Here is a 23,810-nt window from a genome sequence, read left to right on the forward strand (position 1 = left end):
CGTCATGGAACGCCTGCTTGTCATTGATGATGACACCGAACTCTGTGAACTCGTGGTGGAGTACCTGACGGCTGAAGGGTTTGCCGTCGAAGTCGTTCACGATGGCGAGTCGGGAGTGAGGCGGGCGACGAGCGAACCGTATGCGCTCATCATTCTTGACGTGATGCTTCCCCGGCTGGATGGTTTCGAGACGCTCAAGCGGATTCGGGCCGTGTCGCACGTGCCAACCCTGATGCTGACGGCGCGTGGCGACGATGTGGACCGCATCGTGGGCCTCGAAATCGGCGCGGACGACTATCTCTCCAAACCTTTCAATCCCCGTGAACTGCTGGCGCGCATCCGGGCCATTCTGCGGCGGACCAAACCGGAGTTGCTGGCTGAAAAACTGGTTGTCGGGGATGTCGAGCTGGACTTCGGTTCGCGCAGCCTCCGAAAGCAGGGGCAGACCGTGGCCGTGACATCCGTTGAGTTCGACCTGCTGGCCGTTTTGCTGCAACACGCCGGCCAGATTGTCTCGCGCGATGATCTTTCGCTGCGGGCGCTGGGAAGGTCGTTTCATCCGCTCGACCGCAGCGTGGATATGCACATCAGCAACCTGCGCAAGAAACTCGGCCCGCACGTGGATGGCAGCGAGCGCATCAAGTCCGTCCGTGGCGTCGGGTATCTGTATGCCGTATGTCCACCGGCGGGAACGCCTGCGTCTTCTGCCTAGCGCTTCATTATGCGCACCCTGTTCATCAAGATTTTCCTGTGGTTCTGGCTGGCGATGGCCGGGCTGACGGTTCTGGTCACGGCGGTCAGCTCCCTGACGGCTTCCGATGTCGTCTGGCCTGGCCGCCGGACCCTGACCGCCGCGACAACCCTGTATGCCGAAACGGCCGTGCTGCTCTACGAACAACAGGGGCCGGAAGCCGTTGCCGGTTACTTCCGGCGGGTGATGGAAACGTCCAAGTTGCAAGCCGCACTGCTCGATGAACAGGGACAGCCGCTTGTGGGTACGATGCCGCCAGCGTGGCCGATGAGTCCTGACGGCAAGCGCCGCGAGGAATTTGCCATCGTGGAAAGCCGAACCTTCCTGCTGCGGACAGTGGAAGGTGCCAGCGGCCGGCGCTACCTGCTGGCGACCGTGTTTGACCGGAATCTGCTGCCGATGCCGCCTTTCTGGACGCGGGCACGCATCATCCGCCTGTCTGTTTTTGTGCTGGGAAGTGGCATCGTCTGCTACGGGCTGGCCTGGTATCTGACCCGTCCCATCGGCCGCCTGCGCCAGGCGGCCCAACGGCTGGCGGCCGGCGATCTGACGGCCCGTACCGGAGCGCGGCTGGGGCGGCTGACGGATGAAATTGGCGGTCTGGCGCGCGACTTCGACGCGATGGCTGAACGCATTGAAGCCCTGGTAACAGCCCAGCGCCGGCTTTTCGGGGATATTTCACACGAACTGCGCTCACCGCTGGCACGCCTGCGGCTGGCGCTTGAACTCGCCCAACGCAAGGCCGGCCCTGAAGCCCAGTTGCACCTGGCACGTATCGAGCGGGAGTCCGAGCGGCTGGATGAACTCGTCGGGCAACTGCTGGCGCTGTCGCGGCTGGAAAGCACGGCGTCCCTGGATGCGACCCAGTGGCTGGATGTGGCGGCGCTGACCCAGCAGGTGGCTACGGACGTGGATTTTGAAGCCCAGGCCGCTGACCGGACCGTGCAGTGCCGCATTCTGACCGATGACGCCCACCGGCCCATTCTCGGCGATGCCGAACTCCTGCGCCGTGCCCTGGAAAACATCATGCGCAATGCCGTACGCCACACGCCACCGTCATCCTGTGTCGAAGTCGAGGTCAGGGCTGTTCCCGACCGGCTTCACATCACGGTTCGGGACTACGGCAAAGGCGTCCCACCGGAGGCGCTGGAGGACATTTTCAAGCCTTTCTACCGGGTTGAAACCGCCCGTGACCGGGCCAGCGGAGGTGTTGGTCTGGGGCTGGCCATTGCCGCGCGCGCGGCGGCGCTGCACGGCGGGCAAATCCGGGCTGAGAATCTCCCGGATGGCTTTCAGGTTACGCTGACGCTTCCGGCGATCCCGGCAGGCGGGACGCCCACGCTCCAGGACGCTTCCGGTTAGTTGGTGTCCTGATGGCGGAGAATTTCAACATCGAACCGGATGACCAGGCCATCCTCGACCAACTCGTCTATGAGGGGAAGCAGACTGGCAATCCGCTCCGGTATGTCAATCACTGTCACCACCAACGGGAGGTCGGTTGCGCCGCCGAGCCGGTCGGCCGCCCGGATTTGCCCACTCAGTCCGAAACCGGCAATGCCGCGCGTCACCGTCACTCCTGCCACGCCGGCCAGGCGCAGACGGTGAACGAGCACCCGATAGAGTGGTTCGGTTTCCCACATGTCGTCGTCACCAATGAAGATTTGCAGGGCCTGTGCCGTGCCTTCAAGCTTGCGTGCTGCCATGACCAGATCGCATTCCGTGAACTACGCTGGAATCAGGGTGTGCCAATGTGGCCGAAGACAAAAACAAAAGGCAAGCCGAAGGTGAGCCGGCTTGCCGGGTGTCCGGTGTCGCTGGTCGCGGTTTCAACTTGTCGCGTGAAACTTGACCATCCGCAGTTGCCAGTAAGCCGTCAGGTCTTTACAGCCGAAATGGCCATACGGAGCCGACGAAAAACTGCGCTCACCGGTCTGGCCCGGAATGCGGCAGGTGTTGCGGCCATACACCAGACAGCCATAGCCGATAACCTCATCCACACTTGACCAGATCGAGTAGCGATAGGCCCCTTCGTAACCGGTACTGGAGTTCAGTTCGGTGAGAAACGCCGATACGCCATACGGCCCGAACCCACCCAGCAGGTAGCCCGGATAAAACCCATTCGTGTTGCCGCAGGTCGGCGTGGTTGGGCCGGAGAGATAGCAGGTGGCCAGCCCCTGGTTGCCGCCGGCAATCCCCACGAAGGTGTCCACGATGGAAGTCAGGCTTGGGCCGAGGTTATAGCTCCCACCGGCCAGCGCATCAGAAGCCGGGCCGCCCTTGATGGCCTTGCGGGCCAGCGTCACGCCCATCGAGTGCGCGATGATGTCCACCTTGGCCGCTCCGGTGTACTGCCTGACCGCCTGGATGAAAGCACGCAGCCGGGTGAGGTGTTCGCGCGAGTGGTACTGCTGCGCCGAAAAGAGGGCATTGGCCGGACCCCAGGTGGTGGCATACAGCTCGCTCGTCTTGTAGCCCTGCGAGAGAAAGTACTGAATCGAGGCGTTCCAGCCGGTTTGACCCGGAACGCCCGTGCCCACGGCTTTGTCGGAGTTGCCGTGAATGAAGATGACCGGCTGGTTGACGACCGTATCGGCGTCATTCTGCCGTCCGCCATAACTGCCCCCGGCCAGGTCGGCCCGGGCAAAATCAAAACTTCCGTAACCGTTGGCGACAAGCCAGTTGCGGAAATGGGGCGTGATACCCGACGTGGAAACCTGGGCGGCCGCCGGCGCGGTGGCTTGGCCCCTGGCCTCCACCGGCAACCCCAACAACCCAAAAAGGATGGCACTGAGGAACAGGCTGGCTGCCAGCCAGCGGCGATGCAGTGGTGTGTGACGCATGGTTTTTTCGGCAGAGCGTGAAACTGTGCTGATCAAGGCAAGAGCAAAACTGTGGCGCAACAGCGAAACGGAAGGAAACGGCAGTGTATTCACCAGACCACCAGGCAGCAACACCGGCCGCGATGGCTACCGGGGCAGCCGGGAAGTCGTGAGAAATCCTTCCCGGCCGCTGATTCGCTATAACCACTACCATCCCCGCCGGGACTGGCATTTGATGCCGGCCCCTACTCCTGCAGGTACTTCCGAAACTCCTTGGCGAAGTACACGAACGTTTTCATCCACTCCTTGACGTTCTGTTCCGTCACGCCGCCCGTCAGTTCGTAGTCGCTTTCGAGTACCGGATCGTTGTCGTTGTCGAGGTAGGCTTTGGCAAACCGCTTGACGCGGTTCCATTCATTGATGCGATTGAGCGTCATGGGCTGTCCGCCCCAGACAGCGGCCAGCAGGAGGCTTTTGTCGCGTTTGACAAGCCGCATCTTCAGACCGTCTGTAAGCTCGATGAGGTAGGTGTTGTTGTCCAGTTCACGCCACTTCACGTCAGTGAACGAGCGAAGGATGCGCTCGAGGCGTGTTGTCGTCATCACATCAAAAACTTCAACCTGTTGGGGTGATGCGGATGAAACCGGTTCGCCAACAGCGGCCAAAGCCGTCGGTGACAACAGGGGAGCACCAGCGAGCAGCACCAAGGCCAGCCCCAGCCGCAACGTCTTTCGTCCGGGCGGGACGTGCGTGGGGGAAGCCGGGAGTGTTTTGTCATCAAATGTCATTGTGAGGGTCCTTCAAATGGAATCAAGGCACTGGACGGTTGACAGGACAATGAACAACCTGGGCCAGTCGTGACGGAGGGGCTGGATGCCGGGCATCATACGCAAGTCCCAGAACCTAAGAAAACAGTTGACAAGACTTGGACTGATGCATTCGCTATAGGGTGCATTTATGAGCACATCCGGGCTTCCATCTGATTTCCCTGCGTCATCCAAAACACCCTTGAGTGGCATCCAAAGTTTCCCTGAAAACAAAAAACCTGTTTTTCAAACCGAGGCTATTTCCATGAACTCCCTCATCACTTGCTCACAACGGCGGTGCCTTGCGTGGCTGTTCCTTGGGCTGTGGTTTCTCATGCGCCCGCTGTTGCCCTGCGTTGGGTGGCAGGCCCAGGCGCAGACGACGACCGGCACCATTCTCGGCACGGTTATTCAGCGCGACGCCACGCCCGTTCCCGGAGCCATCGTCCGTATTCTCAACAAGGTCAACGGCCTGACCCGTACAGCGCGGACAGACACCCGTGGTGTCTATCGTTTCGACCTGATTTTGCCGGGGCTGTATGACATTCGCGCTCAGGCCGACGGCTTCCGGGAAAACGCCATTGAGAACTTCATCGTCGAGGTCAACCGGGAGAAAATCATCCAGCCCCCCCCGATCATCCTGGAGCCACCAACCGCCCCTGCGCCTGCACCGACGCCGTCACCGACGGTGCCTAGCCAGCCGCCCGCGCCGACACCTGGGACAACCCAGGCCAACATTGCCGATGCAGCCTTGCGCGGCAGTGCCACGGCCGAGTTCATCCTGGCGCTGCCGCTGCGCGGTATCCGCAACTTCGACACCTTCGCGTTGCTTGCGCCAGGCGTGGCACCGCCGCCCTTTTCTTTTGGCGTCAGTGGGCCGGGCATTGGGCCCAATGTGGGCGGGGGCGAATTTGTGGTCAATGGTGTTCGGGCGCGCGGCAACAACTTCACCATTGACGGTGCCGACAACAACGACCAGGACGTGGGCGGGCGGCGGCGCGGTTACGTCGCCACGGCACCCCAGCCCATTGAGAGTCTCCGGGAATTTCAGATCACCACCCTGCTGGCCGATGCCGAAAGCGGGCGCAACGGCGGCGGGCAGATTAACGTCGTCTCGCGCACCGGCGAGAACGAGTTTCACGGCAACCTGTACTCGTTCTTCAATGACGCCCGGCTCAATGCGCGCGATGCCTTTGATTTTCGTGCCGGTTCGGTACGGATTGGCAAGCCGGCCTTCACCCGTCACCAGTCAGGGGCCACGCTGGGCGGCCCGTTCCGGCAAAACCGGTGGCACTTTTTCACGGCGTTTGAGCGGATTGGCGTCAATCGCACCCAGGCGACACACTTTGCCGTCCCGACGGCGGCCGAGCGGGCGGCGGCACTGGCCATCGGTAGCGTTCCCAGCCTGCTGGGGCGCGACCTGCTCGACCTCTATCCGCTGCCCAACAATCCGGGTGGCCCGCATGGCTTCAATACCCTGACGCAGTTTCTGGCGGGCAATGGAGCAGCAACGCTGTTTTCATTTCGGAGCGACTATCAGTTCAGCCCATTTGACCGTCCGACGCTGTTTACGGCGCGCTACAACCTCAGTGACGACCAGGGGCGGCTGCCGAACGTCGGGGACGCCATCAACTCCGGGGTGGATTCCCGGACGCGCACCCACAATGTCGCCTTTGATTTCACGACCCGCATCTCCGACCGGTTTTCAAACCAGATGCGCTTGTCGTACGGCCGGCAGCGGCTTGGCTTCGATGAAATCCCCGGCAGTCCGTTCATCTTCCAGACCCGCTCGATTGGAGTGGATTTGACGGGCGATGGATTGCCCGATGGACGCAGCGGCCCGCTGGGTCGGGTGAATGTGCTGCCCTACAGCAGCATCGGTGTGGACCCCAGCATCTTTCCGCAGGGGCGGGTGACGAACACGATTCAGCTCGCCGATACCTTCATCTGGAATCACGGACGCGGAACGCTCAAGGCCGGTGCCGACATCCGCTTCATTCGCTCCAACAGTTTTGCCGACATCAACTACCGGCTGAACCTCAGCTTTGCGCCGGGGATTGTCATTCCGCCGGGCGGAAACTTCCGCTACGCCAGCGGGGTGGACTTCGTGGGACTGGGGCTGCCTTCCGATATTGGACAGACCTTTGTCACCGATCCCAACTCGACCCTGGGGCTGCGGACGACCGAATACAACTTTTTCATCAACGAGACGGTCCGCCTTGGCTCACGGGTCATCGTCCGGGGTGGGGTGCGGTATGAACTCAACACGGTTCCCGATACCGGCGATGAGCGGCTGCGCCGTGGCCTGGCCGTGCGTCCAGAGGATTTTCCCGTCGCACCGGCTGACCAGCCCCGCGCGGCAGCCTTTTTTGCTGCGTTCAACAACTACCGGGGGTTTGTCAACGAGCGGGAGGGCATTTACGACTCCTCACCCCGAAACTTCGCCGGCCGGGCCAGCCTGGCCTGGGATGTGTCTGGCAACGGGCGCACGGCTGTGCGGGCAGGGTATGGAATGTTCTACGACATCATCCCGCTCACCATCACCGGGCAGTCCCGTAATCTGTTCCCCAACAGCGTGCAGTCCAACTTCCGGTCCGGCATCGTGTTTCCCGACATCCTGCGTTCCAATCCGGCGATTCTCCTGTGTCCTCCGGGGAGCGGCCGGTGTGGGGCGCGTGTCCCTCCGCTGCCCGACTCCATCCCCGGCAGTGGCAGTCCCAGTTCAACGGCGGCACCTATTATCGTTGGCTCGCCCCCGTTGTTTCTGGGGGATTTGTTCGACCGCCAGAACTTCAGTCTGGCCTATACGCTGCCACGGCGGAATATGAGCGTAGCGCGGGTGCATCAGGTGTCACTGTCGGTGGAACAGGTGCTGGCCGACCGACTGACGGCTTCCGTAGCTTACGTCGGCACGTTTGGCAGCAACATTATTCGTCCCGGCACGCCCAACGGAGGGCCACTCACGCCGCTGTACTTCTTCCAGGCCACGCCAACCAGTCCCTTTGACCAGGTGCAGGTCCTGCAGCGGCGGAATGACAGCGCAGCGGGAGCCATTTCGGGCTTTTCGACCGATGCCGACGCCACCTACCATGCCCTGCAAATCAGCGTCCGGCAGCGGTTCACCCGTGGGCTGACATTCCAATCCGCCTACACGTGGTCGCATGCCATTGACAGTACTTCGGAACTGTTTGACACCGCCGGCAATGCCAACCGGTCGCAGATCGAACTTGACATTCCCAACATCGTACGGCTCGAACGGGGCAGCGCGTCGTTCGACATCCGGCACCGGTTCACGACGGGCGTGCAGTATGACCTGCCCTGGCTGGCCTCCAACCCGTGGCTGGGTGGGTTTCAGGTGTCAGGGATCGTGACCCTGCAGACCGGGCAACCCTTCACGGTGATCACAGGGCTGGACACGAACCGCGACGGCAACCGCACTGACCGTCTGGCCACAACTCAGGGGCTGGTGCTCCGGCGGCGCGGCGCACAGCAGATTGCACTGGCGCCGGGTGTCAACCCGCTGACCCTGACTTCCTTCAACTTCACGGCACCGGGCGAGGGCCTCGTCGGGCGCAACACGTTCCGCGCGCCCGGCGTGGCGCTGGTGGATGCGGCGCTGACCAAGCGGTTTGTCTTTGCCGAACGGTATGCCCTGCTGCTGCGGGTTGAGGCCTTCAACCTGTTCAACCGCACCCACTTTGCGACGCCAATCAGGATTCTGGAAGCGCCGGCCTTTGGGCGGGCCGTAGCGACGGCCGTCCCGCCCCGGCAGTTCCAGTTTGCGCTGAAGTTTCAGTTCTGAGGGGTGGCTCAGTTGAGGTGAAGGGGCAGGCGCACGGTGAAGGTCGTGCCCTGCCCCTCGCTGCTTTCAACGGAAATCTGTCCCCGGTGGGCGGTGACAATACGCTTGACGATGGCCAGACCGAGACCGACGCCCAAACTGTGGTGTTTCCCACCTTGGCGGTAAGGCTCGAACATCGTTGCCTGTACCTCTGGCGCGATACCGGGGCCGGTATCGGCCACGCTGATGACCACCCATTCACCATCCGTTGCGCCGCTGACCGTGATGCGTCCGCCTTCCGGCGTGAACTTCAGGGCATTGGAGAGCAGGTTGGAGACGACCCGCTGCTATCAAGAATGTGCGCAAAAGTGCGCACGGTTCTCTTCCTGCCCCGACGTGTCCTGTTGACCACCGTCGTATCTGACAGGCGTGACTTTCCCGACTACGGCGGGGACGGTCCCCGCCGCAGCGCCGCCATTGCTGGACGGACTCGCCACGGGTAGGGCAGTTTCGGTTGCCAGCCGTTTCAGGTTCAGCGCCGCATTGAGGTCACGGTCATGGTGCGCACCACATTGAGCACACACCCATGTTCGCTCTCTCAATGTCAGCGCCTCGTTCTTCCAGCCACAGATGGAGCACAGTCGGCTACTTGGATACCAGCGATCAGCGATGGTAAGCTGAGTACCGTAGCGCCGGGCCTTGTATTCCAACTGCGAGCGCAACATCCCAAAACCCACGTCAGAGATGGCGCGGGCGAGTTTCTCGTTCTGCAGCATCCCTTTGACGTTTAAATCCTCGATCACCAACGCTTGGTTTTCGCGGCAGAGTCGAGTCGTGAGCTTGTGGGTGAAATCCGCTCGGATATTGGCCATGCGGGCATAGAGCCTTGCCAATATCGCAGCGGACTTCTGCCGGTTGTTCGATACCGGCAGGCGCGTTCCTTCAGGCAGGCGGGCATGGCGTTCAAATCCTGCTGCCTTCCTGGCGGCTTCCAGCTTGCGGCTGAGACGTCGGCTACGGATTTCCAGACGGCGCAGCGTTGCTTTGAGCGGCTTTGGCGCCTCAATGACTTCACCGCTGGAGACCGTTGCGGCAGCCTTGATGCCCAGGTCGATGCCGTTGACCTCGTGCGACGTGCGACGCCGATAGAATTGCGCATCAGGCACCTCGACCTGTATGGCCACAAACCAACGATCCGCGGTGCGAGAAACCGTTGCGCCCAAAATCCTGCCCGCGAAGCGCAGTTCCTCGGTCATGGCGACTTCGCCGATCTTGGGTAGGCGGATCGTCTTACCGACCAGACGGAACTTGTCGTTGGCAACATAAAAGCTGTCGCGGCAACGGCCCTTTTTCTTGAGCCGTGGCTCGTGCGCTTCTTTGCCCTCCTTGAGGTCGGCGAAGAACCGTTCCCAGGCTTTGGCGAGATTTCTGAACGGCTGGGCGTGGGCATCCCGGTGAATGTCTTGCAACCAAGGCCGACCGTTCTCATCGAGCCACTGCGGGTCGGTGTACTTGATGGCGTTGAACTGTTTTTTGAGCGCCATGGCGTTTGGCCTGCCGCCTGCTGCGTATTGCCTGTTCCACTCATTGAGCGCCCAGTTCCAAACACGCCGCGCCGTGCCGCAGGCGCGCTTGAAGTAGTCCACTTGCTCAGGAGTCGGACAAAGAGCGATCTTGTGGGTTAGTTGCATTGTTGGGCCTTTTTGACGTCATTCGCATCCTGTTTCAGCGCTTCATCCAACTTCTTTCGATAGTTCCTCAAACCGTACAGCCGAGACGAAAAACAGTGCACGATGGTCATTAAGTCTTGCACCATTTCCTGTTCGGGAGACAGCCGTTCCTGGTTGAGGACCAGCACTTCGCAGCCATGGGTTTGGGCGTAATGTTCGAACCACTCAAAGCCGAAACGGGTGAGGCGGTCCCGGTGAGCGAGGATCAGCATCCTGACTTCCCGTCGCCCGATCTCGTCCATAAGGGCCAGAAACCGCTTGCGCCTGAAGTCCAGCCCGCCGCCCACTTCCTCGATAAACCCGACCCCCGCCAATCCCTTCGCCACCACGAACTCTTCCAGCACTTTGCGCTGATCCGCCAGGTCCGGCTTCTGCGCCGCACTCGATACCCGACAGTAGGCGACAAGCTTTGTTGGCGCATGGTTGGCCTGCCGCAAACCGATGAACTCACGGATCTGCGTCTCAGTGTAGAGGCGGCGGTTGCTGTCCGTTCGGGCCACCGGAATCAGCCTTCCTTCGCGTTCCCAACGCTGCAACGTCTTGACCGAGACACTAGGGAGTTTTGCCGCCTTGCCTGTGCTTATAGTGCTTTCAATGAGCATTATTACACACTATCGCGTACTATACGGCAAGCTAGAGTCCGGCTCCGCCAGTGGCAACTGGCAGCCAATCGAAGTCAGCGTCAGCACGGCGGTCAGGTCGCTTGTTTCCTGAAGCAGCCAGCGCCCGTCGGCCTGGCGGGTGTGGTGTTCGACACAGGGCGCGGTCTGGGCCACCACGAGGTATTCCTGCAACGACGCGAGCCGGCGGTACTGGGCAAACTTGCTGCCCCGGTCGTAGTCCGGCGTCGAATCCGAAAGCACCTCGATGATAAGCGTCGGGTTGGTCAGGGTGTCGCGGCGGTCATCGGTGAAGCGCGGCGCGCCACAGACGACGGTGACATCGGGATAGAAAAAGTTTTTTTCGGGGTTCACCACCCGCATGTCGCTCGGATACACCCGGCAATCGCGTTGCCTGAGCTGCTGGTGCAGGGTGGCAATGAGGTTGGCGACGATGAGGTTGTGCGCCTCACTCGCGCCCGACATGGCAAAGACCTCGCCAGCGATGTACTCGCTTTTGTGCGTCGCCCAGCGTTCGGCGGCCAGGTATTCGTCCGGCGTCAGACGGATGTGCGGCAGACTGGACATGATGAATCACCCCACGTCCAGTGTATCAACTGGCAAGAGTTCGTGGAAATTATGCCCGGTCTGACGGTGATGATTCGGAAGATGGTTTGGCGTTCACGAGGGCGTAGCGTTCAGGGCCGAGACGTTCGAGCCGTCCGGCCGCAACTTCGCGTTCAAGCCAGCGGCGCGTTTGCGTGGCGCTGAGGGGGGTGCGGTCTTCAATCATCTGAACGGTGATGACCCCGTGTTCCGCCGCCAGCCGGGGCAGCCAGGCGGCGGCTTCCGCTTCACCTCGGCGGCGACGGCTGGCGTTGGCCATCTCGATAACGGCCGTGCCTCCCAGAAAAGCCGCCACCCCGCCGATGAACATACCGGCGATGAGTCCCCAGTGGCGGTTGGGTTGGAAAGCGTCATAGAGCGCCAGAAAGGCGACCACCAGCCCGCCCAAGGCGAGAAACGATGAACATCCATACCGCAGGAAGTTCATGGTCGTCCGGGTGGCTCAGGGCTGAATGTCCGGCGACAGGCTGGTGGCTGTCAGTGCCGGACGACGGAAGACATACCACCGCACAAGGAAATAGATGCCAAGGAGGGCAACGATGACCCCAACGCCAAGGAAAAACCAGCCGGTATGCTGCTGAAGCAGGCTCATGGCTTCACTGCCGTAACGCATGCTCAGGTAGGCCAGCGTGCCGTAGCGGATCGCCCGCCCGATAAACAGTCCGACAAACAGGCGTCCCTGGTGAAACTCCAGCAGTCCGGCGCAGATGACGAAGGGCTTGAAGGGAAACGGCGGCGGCATAACGGCCGCGGCCGCGAGCGCCACGATGTCATACTGCCGGATGAGCTGCTCAATCCGCGCCTGCCGCTCCGGGGAAAGCCGCCGCGCCAGTAGGCTTCTCCCCAGAAAACGCTGCCGCAGGCGGCGGACAAGCCAGTACACCGTCATGCAGCCGAGCGATGAACCCAGCGCCGCCAATACTGCCGCCCACCACCACAGCGTACCCTGGGCACAGACCAGTGCGAGCGTGGCATCAGGGATGGGCGTCAGGGGAATGACCGAATCCACGTAGGCCAAAAGCAGAACCCCGAACACACCAAAGCCGGCCAGCCACATGCCGAACAGTTGGAGCTTGCCCAGCAGGGCTTTCCAGAACGGCGCAGAGAAACCAGCCAGGGTCATCGGGAGTACTGGGAAGGGAGCCACGGCAGCGAAGGTGGTCGGGGCGGCAAGATTTGAACTTGCGACCCTTCGCTCCCAAAGCGAATGCTCTACCAGGCTGAGCCACGCCCCGACGTGTTCATGTTGGTAATGGACTTGTGCGTGCAAGTCAAGCCATCACATCCTGTTGTGCTCTCCAGTTGTGCTCTCCAGCGGGCTGGCGCACTTGCGCCGTCAACCCCCGGCCTGAAATCCTGGGTCACTTTGAATGTAACCTGAAAAGTAGTGGACACCGGCACGCCCGCGCGATTGAATACACCTACGACCGTCTGCCCGTGTGATGTTGTGGATGCTGCCAGCAGAAGCAAGCTGTTGGCCCCGGCGGCCCGGACCGGCCCGCCTCTGTGTGTATGGATTGGACAACTGCCCCCGATGCCTTCATCGAACGCTGCATATTAGCCATCGGTGGACGAACCGCGCTCTACGGCGTACGCACCTTGCTGATGCACGTCCGCCGGACGGTGATGCAGCCGCCGGAAACCATCGAACTGGAAATCCTCCGCGCCTTCGGTGGGCGCATCCGTCTCATTGAACGCCGTCCCGGCTGTGAACCCAGGGTGATTGTGATCAACGGTTTTGCCGGCCAGGTGATGATGCAGGGGCGGCTGGCGCCGTTGCCAGCACTCCAGCTTGAAGCCATCAAGCGGCGCATCCGGCTGTATCCGCGCAATTTCCTGGCCCATGCCGAGGAATATGATTACGCGCCGCCGGTGGCCGACCGGGACACCGATGGCGATCCCATCTGGCGACTTGACCTGCCTTCCGAGGACGTGAGTTACGGCTTTGACGCGGCCCATTTCCAGTGCCGCTTCCTCGAAGACCGCGAAACAGGCGAGCGGATCACCTACAGTGATTATGTCGCCACGGATGGTATTCTCACGGCACGGCGGGAACAGTGCTGGCAGGCCGGGCAACTCGTCCACGAAGACGACATCCTTTATCTGGCTTTCAACGTTCCGTTCGATGACGCCGATTTCACCGTTTTGTAAGTGGTTCTTCCCTATGACGTACGCTTGGCGACGAAGACCGGCCGGACAGGCGCCCGGCCACCCGGCCGGGCGGTGGCTGTGGTGGGGGCTTGCTTTTGTTCTGTCGTTATCGCTGGTGGCTTCGGTGGAAGTCGCTGCCCAGCGGCGGAAGCCCTCCCGCCGGACGCCGCCACCGCCGGTCAGCCCGATGGTGGGCAAAGACATCCGCATCAAGCGCACGGACGGCCTCGAAATTGTCGGCAAGCTGGTCAAGCTCGATTTGCAGGGCATCACCTACATCAATGCCGGCGGCGAGCAGGCCACGATTGCCCTTGAAAACGTGGCCGTGCTGACCTTGGGTGAACCCGTCAAGCGCATTGACCAGCGTTTCGTCAGCGATGCCCGCCAGGCGGTGGACGCCCTGAGCCGCATCAACACGCTGGTCAATGGCAACCCGACGTTCAGCCAGTATGACGGGTTGGTCGTAGATGCGCGGGTGGCAGTGGAGTCGTTCCTGGCCAAGTACAACGACTATGAGGAACAGACGGACTTTTTCGACAGCCTCCGCAGCGTGCTGCGCAGTTACGAACTCGTCCGGCCGCTGTGGGCCACGATGCAGGGGGCTGACCGGCGTATCTCGCTGACGGAGTCGGCGCCGGAACTCATCCCCATCCTCCGCATGTATCCTGACCTGCGCGCCACGGAGTACAACCAGAATGGGCGCTATCCGACGGACAAGGTGATTGCCTACGTCTGGAACCGGACGGCGCAGCGGTTGCGGAGCGTACGGGCGCAACTCGACCAGCTCGCGTCCAAGGCCACGTAGTCCGCCAGTCTGGCGTCCGCCAGTCTGGCCTGCGTCGCCTGACGGATAGCCGCCGCTAGCCGGGTGTGTGCCGTGCGAGCCATTCGACGCCGGCCGCGGCCCCCAGGGCGAGCAGGACGGTGACGGCGATGAGGCCGTCCATGGCGGCCCACTGCGCTCCCAGTCCACCCAGCAGGGCCCCGGTTACGGCTCCGACGCCGAGCAGCACCGAATACACCCCCATCGTGGCACCCCGTCCGGCCTGTTCGCCGACGGCTTCGGCCAGCAGCGCCAGCGCCGTCGGCGTAAAGCCGCTTTCGACCATAATGGCCAGTGCCGTGCTGCCGCCAATGAGCCAGCGGATGCTGGACGGCTGCCCCCCGGCGTGATTGAGCGCATAGAAACCAAGGCAGGCAACAAACAGCCCGCCCAGCGCCAGGCGCAGAACCGTGATGCGGCGAAACCGGTGCAGGATGAAACTCCATCCGGTGACGCCAGTACCAAAAATGACGGCGTAGCCCAGGAGCGCCCAGCCGACGCCCTCCGGCCGGTCGGCAAAAATGCCGGTCAGGAACTGACCCCGGCGTTCCGGCAGGGTCAGCAGAAACGGCAGGGTTGAGCCGAGCCAGACGCCGACCATGGCGTTGATGCAAATCCAGGCCGGAGCCAGACGGCGCAGCATGGGGGCGGCCAACGCTGCACGCAGACCTGCCCAGGCGTTGGTCGCTGTTCCGCGTCCCTGTGCGCCGGAGAGGAACAGTCCGGCGGCGGCAACATACAAGCCCGCTACTGCCGAAAAGCCCCAGACGCCGATGGATTGCCACAGCAGGCTGGCCAGAAGACCGCCAAAGGCCAGCCCGCCCAGCAGGGACATCTCGAAAAAGCTCATGACCTTGCCGCGCCGGACGGCATCCGTCGCCGTAGCTTCAGTGAGAAAGGCGAGCACAGAGGGCGTGGTAGCGGCTACAGCCAGACCTTCGCCAGCGCGCGCCAGAAAAAACACGGCCACAAAGCTGCTCAGTCCGAACATCTGGACGGCGGCTGCCCCCAGCAGCGCCCCGAACACCATCATCGTCCGGGGCGTCCGGGCGTCGGCGAGCAGTCCCATGGGCAGGGCCCCGACGAGTTCAACGCCAAAGGCCACGGCCGTCAGCGCGCCGACCAGCCCGGCATCGAACGTCCGTCCTTGGGCGACGAGCGCCGCCAGGTACAGGCCGATGAGCACGCCGCCCGTGGCCCCGGCAATCCGCATCAGCGCGTTGCCAAGCAGGACAGCCGCCAAAGCCGGGGTTGGCACGGACGTCATGCTTTTGCGGCCAGACCCTCCCGGATGAAGCCCAGGTGCATGGCCATGTGGCGCGTCTGAAGGTCAAAGACCTCGCCAATTGTGGCCAATCCCCACGGCACCGGCATGGAGCAGGCAAGCTGGTCATCACTCGTGCGGTCGAGCAGATCCAGCGTGTGAGCGCGCGTTTCGCGCGCCATGACCACGAGTTCGGCAAAGGATTTGTCGCGGTGCTTCAGAATCCACTGGTCGTTGAAAGCGTGCACGGCAGCCATGGTGTCTTCACTGGGGCGGTTCGGCGCGTTGGCATAGGGCTGGGGACGGGCTTCCGGGTTCTCAGTCAGGGCTTTTTCAATCTCCCGTTGAAAGTACCGCTCCGTGCCGATGAGGTGGGCGAAGTGGTCACAGGGCGTCCAGACGATGTCAGGATTGGCACGGCTGGGTTTGAGCGGGCAGGTACGTTGGGCGTCGGAAAGGGCTGTGAGTTCACGAATGGCGGCTTCAAGGCTGTGCGTCAACCGCTCCCGAAGTTGCACCCGCAGTGATTCCTGGGTGGTGTCCATGGGGTCATCCTTTATCTGAAGGGTTCGTCTGTGCCGCGTGTGATGGGTGCGCCAACCGGCGCATCTGGCAGCAGCAGCGCCATCCTAGCCGGTTTTTGTCTGGTCATCACAAGCCTTTTATCCGTTCGTGAAATCCCCGCAGCCGTGTGTTTCATCCGGTCCAAACTACTGTTTGACACCCTATGAAAGGTGTGATTGCTTACAAACTCAAATGAGACATCGCCTGTGCCACTTGATGTCCCAGTTGCGACGCCCGGCGCCCAAGGGGTCGCTGCACTTCACCAGGCTGACAGGAGTTTTGGCATGAACCAGACTCGCCGTTTGGTCGCGCTCATCGTTGGGTGGGGGATGTGGCTGGGCTGTTCCGTTCCGGCCCAAAATCTGACGACGGTTTCCGAGGCGGCGCTGGCTCCTGTCGTTCAGGAGGCCCAGTCCCGGCAGGATGGGGCGCGTGTGCCGCGCACAGCCGACGCCATTCCCGAACTGCGCGAGTTGACCGTGCCCGGCGCGGAAGGACCCAGCAGCGTCAAGCCCCGCAGTGAGCGCCGCGACAGCGACGTGGGCGTGCCCATCGAGGACCGGTGGCGGATTGGCTTCCCGGAATGGAACCGCTACGAAAAGGGCAGTATTCTCAATCCGTACCGGCTCAATGTCCTCAAAGGCGACTATCCCATCCTGGGGCAGCACACCTTTCTCGTCCTGACCTTCGAGAGCATCACCTTCGTGGATGGACGGCGGACGCCCCTGCCGCAGGACATCAACGCCCGCCGGCCCGGCGCAGCCGAGTTTTTCGGACGCGGCGGACAGTTCCTCAACCAGCAGAACTTTGTCACCTCGGTTGAGCTGTTCCACGGCGATACAGCCTTCAAGCCACCTGACTGGCGCATCAAGTTCACGCCGGTGTTCAATCTGAACTACCTGGCCGTACGGGAAAACGGCATTGTCAACCGGGATGTCCGCAAGGGGACGACGCGGTTTGACACGCACATCGGCTTCCAGGAAGCCTTTGCCGAAGTCCGGCTGGGTGACACCCCCAGGCTGTTTCCGTTTCTGCGGGGGCGCGGCAGCCGTGGCGGGCACAGTCCGTTTTTTGATTCCACTTCGCTGCGGGTGGGCGTCCAACAGTTCAACAGCGACTTCCGCGGGTTGATTTTTGATGACTTCAACCTGGGCGCGCGCCTGTTCGGGAATTTCCGCGACAACAAGTGGCAGTTCAACGCGGCGTTTTTCTACATGCTGGAAAAAGACACCAACAGCGGCATCAACACCTTTGACCAGCGAAATCAGCGGGTGTGGGTGGCCAATCTCTACCGGCAGGATTTCATCAAGCCCGGCTACACGATGCAGTTGAGCGTCCACTACAACGACGATCAGCCGAGCATCAAATTCGACCAGAACCGCTTTCTGGTGCGCCCGGCACAGGTTGGTCCCGTCACGCCGCACAGCGTCAAGGCAGGCTATATCGGCTGGACCGGCAACGGTCACTTCCGCCGCCTCAACATCAACCATGCGTTTTACCAGGTGCTGGGGCGCGACTCGCTGCAACCGATTGCCGGGCGTCCGACGCGCATCAATGCCCAGTTGGCGGCGCTGGAGTTGTCCTATGACCGCGACTGGCAGCGGTTTCAGGTGTCGGGCTTCTTTTCCTCCGGCGACGCAAACCCGACCGACCGGGTGGCGCGCGGCTTCGACTCGATTCTCGACAATCAGTTTTTTGCCGGCGGCGAAAACAGCTTCTGGAACAGCCAGGAAATCCGTTTGACGCGGGCGGGCGTGGCGCTTGTGACCCAGAACAGCCTCATTCCGAGTCTGCGGAGCAGCAAGCTGCAGGGGCAGGCGAATTTCGTCAATCCGGGCATCATCGTGGCCAACCTGGGGTACGAAGCCAATCTGACGCCCAAGCTCAAGCTGCTGGCGAATCTGAACTACCTCCGTTTCCACCACACGGAATCGTTGCAGTTGCTGACGTTCCAGCGTCGCATCCGCAACAACGTCGGGATTGATTACGGAGCAGGTGTCGTGTACCGCCCGCTGCTGAGTGAAAACATGATCGTCAAGGGCGGCTTTTCGGTCATGAATCCGCTCGATGGTTTCAAGGACATTTTCACGTCAAACTGTTCAGGGCTGAACTGTGGTGCACAGTCACGCTTCCTGTTTTCGCTCTACGCCAAAGCCATCTTTACGTTCTGATGCGATGCGTCTGTGTGACAGGCCCTCCCCAAGCCTGTCTCCCGGACGGAAGGGTATGTGACCATGGCGATTGCCTTCAGAATCAAAGTTGTGACCCTTTGTGCCGCCGTCAGTACGGCCTTCATTGGTTTCAGTCTCCTGCCGGCGTTTCGTCCGGTGGCCGGCAGCGATACCGCCGCTCCGTTTGTGGAGACTTCCGCGCAGGATGGGCCGGCCGCAGGTTCGGGAGCGTCCAAACCCTCCGCGCCGGTTGACCCGGCTACGGCACGCGCGCGCATTTACCGGGCAGCGAAAGACAAGACCGAGGATGACTGGCGGCTTCAGAACGGCAACGACAGCGGTTGTATAAGCTGCCACACCGGCTACGAAGGCGGTTACAAAACGGCCCACATTGCGCCCGACGGCAGCGCCCTCAACATCGGACGCAACATCACCTGTGTGTACTGCCACGGCGGAAACGGCGAGGTCATGAAGCCTGCCGGGAGTGAGAAGGGCCAGCCGGCGTACATCAAAGCCCAGAACGAAGCCCATCCGCAGCCCACCAACCCGAAGCTGTGGAAGCGCAAGGACGGCTCGGCCAACTCCGCCAACCCGGAGCTGTCCTACACGGCCCTGCTCAAGGAAAATCTGGACTTCGTGCGGTTCGTCAATCCGGGCGACCTGCGGGTGGCGGACATCACCTGCGGCGAATGTCACAACAAGGAGGCGCGGCTGGACGGGCAGGCGTTCATCGTGGACAAGGTCAAGACCAGCATGATGACCCACGGGGCGATGCTGTGGGGAGCGGCGCTCTACAACAACGGGGCGTACCCCTACAAGGACACCCGGTGGGGTGAAAGCTACAACCAGGACGGCGCGCCCCAGGCGCTGATGTCCCTCAAGCCGCCAACGCCTTCCGAACGGAAGTATCGCGGCATCATCCCGTTCATCACGCCGCTGCCCCGGTGGGAAGTCACGCAGCCGGGCAACATCCTGCGCGTCTTTGAGCGCGGCGGCCGGAAGCAATCCGAAGTGGGGAATCCGAACCCGGAGGCCGACCTGGCCGGGTTGCCCGAAGTCAAGCTCAGCCCACGCGGGTTTGGGACGGGGCTGCGTACTGACCCGGTGTTCCTGGGACTGCAAAAGACGCGCCTGCTCGATCCGCTGACCTCCCTGATGGGCACCAACGACCATCCCGGCGACTACCGTTCCAGCGGCTGCACGGCGTGTCACACCCCCTACGCCAACGACCGCTCGACGGTGCATTCCTCGACCAAATTTGACTATGCCCATACGAATCGCGGCACGACGAAAACCGCCGATCCCACGATTCCCAAGGATGAGCCGGGCCATCCGGTGCGCCACGTCCTGACCAACGCCATCCCGACCAGCCAGTGCATGGTCTGCCACATGCATCCTGGGACGAACATGCTCACGACCTACCAGGGCTTTATGTGGTGGGATAACGAAACCGATGGCCGCCCGATGTACCCGGAAACGCCGCTCAAGCGCAGCGACGAAGAACTGGAAAACATTGCCCGCCACAACCCGGAAGGCTCAGCCCAGCGCGGCAAGTGGGGCGACCGGGCTTTTCTGGGTGAAGTCTGGACTGAGGTCAACCCCAAAGCCAAGCGCACCCAATTTGCCGATTTCCACGGTCACGGCTGGATTTACCGGGCCGTTTTCAAGCAGGACCGCAAGGGTCGCTACCTGGATGAAAATGACCAGCCTGTGCCGAATGTGACGCCGGAGGCCTTGCGCCAAGCCGTGGCATACACGTCCGAAGGCGTTGAGGTCAACAAAACCACTGTGCGCAGCGGCGTGCCGGTTCACCTGAAGGACATCCATCTGGAGAAGGGCATGCACTGTGTGGACTGCCACTTTTCGCAGGATGGTCATGGCGACCGGCTCCTTTATGGCGAGCCACGCGCTGCCATTGAGATCAGTTGCCAGGATTGCCACGGCTCGATTTACGCCTATGCCAATCCAAAGTCGCTGACGACTGGCTTTGCCGGGGGCGCACGCAAAAAGAGCGCCGATGACGCACTGGTGACAGGCAAGTTCACGGCGCGTAACAAGACGGATGCGGAAGCGCCGGGCGGCAGCAACTCGCTGGATGGCTACAAAACCCGTACCGTTTATGAGCGCGACCCCTCAAAACGCCGCGCGCGTGGTTTCCGGCAGGCATCGGTGCTCGAAATCCCGACAGCCGGCCCCTACAAAGGCAAGGTTATTCAGTACTCGATGGTGGACCCGGAGAAATTCTGGGTAGTAGTGCAGACCAAAGATACGGTCACGCCCGGCCACGAGCACTACAGCGAAAAGTCGCACTACGCCAAGCTGCTTATGAAAGGCAATGTGTGGGACCCGGCGGCCAAGCCCGATGAAGGCAAGGACAGCCAGCTTGCCCACAGCGACCAGCGAATGACGTGCTACGCATGTCATTCGGCCTGGATGACGAGCTGTTTTGGCTGTCACCTGCCGATGACAGCCAACCGGAAGCGCCCGATGAATCACAACGAAGGCGGCCCGGAGACCCGCAACTGGACTTCCTACAACTTCCAGGTGCTGCGGGATGATGTGTTTATGCTCGGTATTGACGGCACCGCCACCGGCAACCGCATTGCGCCAGTGCGTTCATCTTCAGCCGTCATCGTCGGTTCCCAGAATGCCAACCGGCTGTGGCTGTACTCGCAGCAGCAGACGATTTCCTCCGAGGGCTATTCAGGACAAGCCATGAACACGCACGTTCCTCACACGGTACGCGCGCGGGAGACCAAAGGCTGCACTGATTGTCACATTTCCAAGGATAACGACAACAACGCCATCATGGCGCAGTTGCTGCTGCTGGGGACGAACTATGTCAACTTCATGGGGCGCTACATCTACGTTGCTGAAGGCAAACACGGCATCTCGGCTGTAGTGGCAACGGAACGCAGCGAGCCACAGGCCGTCATCGGCAGCACGCTGCACGAAATTGCCTACCCGAAGGAATACAAAAAGCACAAGGCGGGTGGCGACAAGCTGCACGAGCATTACCACCACCACGGCCATGCCCTGAGCCTGCAAATGCGGGGCGAGTATCTCTATGTGGCTGAAGGCGAGCATGGCGTCCACATCTATGACATCGCCAACATTGACAACAAGGACTTCTCCGAGCGCATCACGACCGCGCCGGTGTCACCGCTGGGGCAGCGGTTTTATGTCAAGACGAAATACGCGACAGCTATTGCTTCGCCCACGACGTTGGGCGTTGACCCGACCCGGCAGCGGTTTCCCGAAAATGAGGAACAGCCCATCAGCCCGGTCTATGCGTATCTCTACGTCAGCGACCGGGAAGAAGGGCTGGTCATGATCAACGCCGCCACCCTGCTCGATGGCGACCCGACGAACAACTTTCTCAAGAAGGACTACACCTTCAACCCGAACGGTCTGCTCAACGGAGCGGAAAATCTCACCGTGGCTGGCGACCATGCCTACATTCTGTGTGACCGGGGACTGGTCATCGTCAATGTGGCCAATGCCGCTGCGCCGAAGGTGGTCTCGATTGTCGAAGGCTTCAGGAAGCCCAAGGGGATTGCCATTCAGTTCCGGTATGCCTTCGTCACGGATGCCGTTGGCATGCACGTCGTGGACATCACGCTGCCGGAAAAAGCCCGTCTCGTGCCGGGCGCGACGATACCGCTGGAGGACGCCCATCAGGTTTATGTGGCGCGCACCTACGCCTACATTGCGGGCGGTAAGCAGGGGTTGGTCATTGTGGATGTGGAACGGCCCGAACAGCCGAAAATTGACCAAATCTTTACGGCTGGCGGCGTCATCAACGATGCCCGCGATGTGAAGGTGGGGATGACGAATGCCAGCGCCTTTGCCTACATTGCCGACGGTAAGAACGGCCTGCGCGTCGTACAGCTCACCTCACCGGAGACCATGGCGACCAACGGTGGTTTCAGCCCGCGGCCGGAGCCACGGCTGATTGCGACGCATCCCACCAAGGGTGAATCGCTGGCGGTGTCGAAGGGGCTGGACCGTGACCGGGGCGTGGATGAAAGCGGTCACCAGCTCGTCGTCTTCGGACGGCGGGGGGCCCGGCCCTTCAATCTCGAAGAAATGCGGCGGCTTTACCTCAAGCCTGACGGGACGATCTACACGGTGTCCAACGAGGTTCCGAAAGGCCCGACCAAAGGCTGGTACGCTGAAGCCCAGCCGCCACCCTCGAAGTCGGTTTCGTGGTGGCCGCTGGGATGGCTGGCGCTGTTTGCCGTTATCACCCCGTTTGCCCTGCGGCGGCGGCGATAGCCTCTGCCGCCGGGTGAACGGCTGAAAAAACGCCGTGCAGGAAGGAAGGACGTGGCGGTTACTGTCTGTGCTGTGGTTCGGCGTCTGGAAAACGTGAAGTGCCGCCTGATGTAAACAGCCCTCGACTGAAGTCGAAGGCTTTATTGTGGGACGCAGCCAACATGGTTGACATCCCCAACATGAGGCGTGTTTACGGCCGCCCTTGGCAGCGGGGCACCGCTGCCAATCCGGGCAAGGTTTCAACTGGCATTGCCGTCGGCGTGCGCCCGGAGACCACACTTTTTGCACACGAAACGATGCCTGACGCGCTCGCCGATACTTCCACAACTGGAGCACGTCTGGCTGGTAAAGGCCGGATTGACGTATTCGACGGCGATTCCAACCGCCCTGGCTTTGTATTCGACAAAGGTCTGAAGTTGCCGGAAAGCCCAGCCGTGCAGCCTCGCTCTCACGCGCTTGCCCGCCTGGATGCGGTCGCGGATGTGGCACAGGTCTTCCATCACGATCCTGGAAGCCCCGATGCGCCGCGCCTCGGCGACGATCGCCTTGCTCGTTTCGTGGTTGATGTGCGTGACACGTCGCCGCTCTTTGCCAGAGACCTGCCGCAGCTTCTGTCTGGCGCTTTGGCTGCCGTTGGACTGCAAGCGACGACGAAGGGCAAGGTAGCCGTTGCGCTTGTGGCGCAGTTCCCCGCCACCCCATACCTTGCCTGTGCTGGTGGCAGCGAGATGGTTCTCTCCGACATCCACGCCCATGACGGGGCCGGATGCGATTGGATCCGAATCTTCAGACTCGACGACGAGATTGAAGTACCAGCGTCCCTTGCGACAAACCAACTCGGCCTCTTTGGCCTTGCCCGACGCCATGATGCGACGCTGATGCTCGCCCAGCACCATCGGGACGGCGATGCGGCCAGAAAGGGTGTAAAGGCTCAGGCACTCCCCCTTTATGGCGTAGGTTCGCTTGTCGAAATGGACGCTGGCGCGGTTGAAGTGCACTGCGGGTACGGGGGCGTCCTTCCTGATGCGGCCGAGTTCCTTTTGTGCTTTGTAGGCTTTGCAGACCGAAAAGATGGCGTTGCAGACCATTTGCGCGCCCAGCGGCGTTTCCTTGCGCAGCCGGGCATAGGCCAGATGGTGCAGGGCCACGCGGTTCCAGCAGCGATGCTCCACCACCGTCGGCACCAGGCGGTTGCAGGCATCGGCATAAGCCGACTGCAACGCCATCAAGGCCGCCGCTTGCTCCGGGTCAACATTGAGTCGAATCGAGGCGGTACGCAGCATGGTTTATCGCCGTTTGGTGAGGTGCCCGGTTGACAGTGATGTCAACCATGTGGTATATCCACACCACATGGTGCGCTTCGCGCAAGCGCCATTCCTCCCGCGACTCAAGTCGCAGGTTTCCTGGCGGAGGTTCTATGAAAAATCCGATGAAAAATCCGACGTC

18 protein-coding genes, 1 tRNA gene and 1 pseudogene are annotated in these 23,810 nt (G+C 61.7%); 7 read left to right on the forward strand and 13 right to left on the reverse strand.

The window, feature by feature from the left end:
- Nucleotides 1-4: 4 nt before the first annotated feature.
- Together J8C01_RS12925 and J8C01_RS12930 are read left to right on the forward strand one after the other, a co-directional pair.
- Nucleotides 5-712, forward strand: a complete 708-nt coding sequence (locus J8C01_RS12925; protein ID WP_211433228.1) for a response regulator transcription factor — start codon at nt 5-7, stop codon at nt 710-712.
- A gap of 9 nt (nt 713-721) precedes the next feature.
- Nucleotides 722-2,113 (forward strand): ATP-binding protein, encoded by a 1,392-nt coding sequence (locus J8C01_RS12930; protein WP_211433229.1) that lies wholly within the window; start codon nt 722-724, stop codon nt 2,111-2,113.
- On the opposite strand, the gene J8C01_RS12935 is transcribed toward J8C01_RS12930, so the two are convergent.
- The 3 genes from J8C01_RS12935 to J8C01_RS12945 form a co-directional block, all read right to left on the reverse strand.
- Nucleotides 2,110-2,454 (reverse strand): DUF190 domain-containing protein, encoded by a 345-nt coding sequence (locus J8C01_RS12935; protein WP_014101141.1) that lies wholly within the window; start codon nt 2,452-2,454, stop codon nt 2,110-2,112. The two genes, J8C01_RS12930 and J8C01_RS12935, sit on opposite strands and share 4 nt — an antisense overlap.
- Before the next feature lie 123 nt (nt 2,455-2,577).
- The gene (locus J8C01_RS12940) at nt 2,578-3,591 is read right to left on the reverse strand and encodes a lipase family protein (protein WP_211433230.1); all 1,014 of its coding nucleotides are present in this window, start codon (nt 3,589-3,591) and stop codon (nt 2,578-2,580) included.
- Nucleotides 3,592-3,815: 224 nt separating this feature from the next.
- Nucleotides 3,816-4,358: a YbjN domain-containing protein gene (locus tag J8C01_RS12945; RefSeq protein ID WP_211433231.1), complete on the reverse strand. Its 543-nt coding sequence runs from the start codon at nt 4,356-4,358 to the stop codon at nt 3,816-3,818.
- A gap of 283 nt (nt 4,359-4,641) precedes the next feature.
- Here J8C01_RS12945 and J8C01_RS12950 point away from each other — a divergent pair, with 283 nt between their 5' ends.
- Complete coding sequence (locus J8C01_RS12950) at nt 4,642-8,178, forward strand: TonB-dependent receptor (protein WP_211433232.1); 3,537 nt, start codon at nt 4,642-4,644, stop codon at nt 8,176-8,178.
- Nucleotides 8,179-8,186: 8 nt separating this feature from the next.
- Here the strand turns inward: J8C01_RS12950 and J8C01_RS12955 are convergent.
- From J8C01_RS12955 to J8C01_RS12985, 7 genes and pseudogenes are all read right to left on the reverse strand, one after another.
- Nucleotides 8,187-8,492 (reverse strand): annotated as a pseudogene (locus tag J8C01_RS12955) (sensor histidine kinase); the annotation flags it as partial.
- Nucleotides 8,493-8,507: 15 nt separating this feature from the next.
- A complete protein-coding gene (locus J8C01_RS12960) occupies nt 8,508-9,848 on the reverse strand; it encodes an RNA-guided endonuclease InsQ/TnpB family protein (protein WP_211433233.1) in 1,341 nt (446 codons plus the stop codon).
- A complete protein-coding gene (locus J8C01_RS12965; RefSeq protein ID WP_211433234.1) occupies nt 9,839-10,489 on the reverse strand; it encodes an IS607 family transposase in 651 nt (216 codons plus the stop codon). Before J8C01_RS12965 ends, J8C01_RS12960 begins: the two co-directional genes overlap by 10 nt.
- 9 nt (nt 10,490-10,498) lie before the next feature.
- Nucleotides 10,499-11,074, reverse strand: coding sequence for a Uma2 family endonuclease (locus J8C01_RS12970; RefSeq protein WP_211433235.1), 576 nt, complete (start codon nt 11,072-11,074; stop codon nt 10,499-10,501).
- Nucleotides 11,075-11,123: 49 nt separating this feature from the next.
- Nucleotides 11,124-11,540, reverse strand: coding sequence for a hypothetical protein (locus J8C01_RS12975; protein WP_014101128.1), 417 nt, complete (start codon nt 11,538-11,540; stop codon nt 11,124-11,126).
- A 15-nt stretch (nt 11,541-11,555) separates the two neighbouring features.
- Nucleotides 11,556-12,260 carry a DedA family protein gene (locus J8C01_RS12980; protein ID WP_211433236.1) on the reverse strand — a complete coding sequence of 235 codons (705 nt, stop codon included), beginning with the start codon at nt 12,258-12,260 and terminating at the stop codon, nt 11,556-11,558.
- A gap of 11 nt (nt 12,261-12,271) precedes the next feature.
- A tRNA-Pro gene (locus tag J8C01_RS12985) sits at nt 12,272-12,348 on the reverse strand.
- Nucleotides 12,349-12,625: 277 nt separating this feature from the next.
- Between J8C01_RS12985 and J8C01_RS12990 the strand changes: the two genes are divergently transcribed.
- Both J8C01_RS12990 and J8C01_RS12995 read left to right on the forward strand, forming a co-directional pair.
- Entirely contained in the window at nt 12,626-13,264 is a 639-nt protein-coding gene (locus J8C01_RS12990; protein WP_014101126.1) for a hypothetical protein, read from the forward strand.
- Between the two features lie 13 nt (nt 13,265-13,277).
- Nucleotides 13,278-14,069: a hypothetical protein gene (locus tag J8C01_RS12995; RefSeq protein WP_211433237.1), complete on the forward strand. Its 792-nt coding sequence runs from the start codon at nt 13,278-13,280 to the stop codon at nt 14,067-14,069.
- Between the two features lie 55 nt (nt 14,070-14,124).
- Here J8C01_RS12995 and J8C01_RS13000 read toward each other — a convergent pair whose 3' ends face one another.
- The gene (locus J8C01_RS13000; protein WP_211433238.1) at nt 14,125-15,354 is read right to left on the reverse strand and encodes an MFS transporter; all 1,230 of its coding nucleotides are present in this window, start codon (nt 15,352-15,354) and stop codon (nt 14,125-14,127) included.
- A complete protein-coding gene (locus tag J8C01_RS13005; RefSeq protein WP_211433239.1) occupies nt 15,351-15,896 on the reverse strand; it encodes a DinB family protein in 546 nt (181 codons plus the stop codon). The genes J8C01_RS13000 and J8C01_RS13005 overlap by 4 nt, the downstream gene beginning before the upstream one ends.
- Before the next feature lie 303 nt (nt 15,897-16,199).
- Between J8C01_RS13005 and J8C01_RS13010 the strand changes: the two genes are divergently transcribed.
- A complete protein-coding gene (locus J8C01_RS13010; protein ID WP_211433240.1) occupies nt 16,200-18,086 on the forward strand; it encodes a hypothetical protein in 1,887 nt (628 codons plus the stop codon).
- A 63-nt stretch (nt 18,087-18,149) separates the two neighbouring features.
- Nucleotides 18,150-22,364: a hypothetical protein gene (locus J8C01_RS13015; RefSeq protein WP_211433241.1), complete on the forward strand. Its 4,215-nt coding sequence runs from the start codon at nt 18,150-18,152 to the stop codon at nt 22,362-22,364.
- Nucleotides 22,365-22,603: 239 nt separating this feature from the next.
- Here the strand turns inward: J8C01_RS13015 and J8C01_RS13020 are convergent, their stop codons facing one another.
- A complete protein-coding gene (locus J8C01_RS13020; protein WP_249355530.1) occupies nt 22,604-23,647 on the reverse strand; it encodes an RNA-guided endonuclease InsQ/TnpB family protein in 1,044 nt (347 codons plus the stop codon).
- Nucleotides 23,648-23,810: the final 163 nt, after the last annotated feature.

The sequence above is a fragment of the Chloracidobacterium sp. D genome, assembly GCF_018304685.1.
GTDB lineage: Bacteria > Acidobacteriota > Blastocatellia > Chloracidobacteriales > Chloracidobacteriaceae > Chloracidobacterium > Chloracidobacterium thermophilum.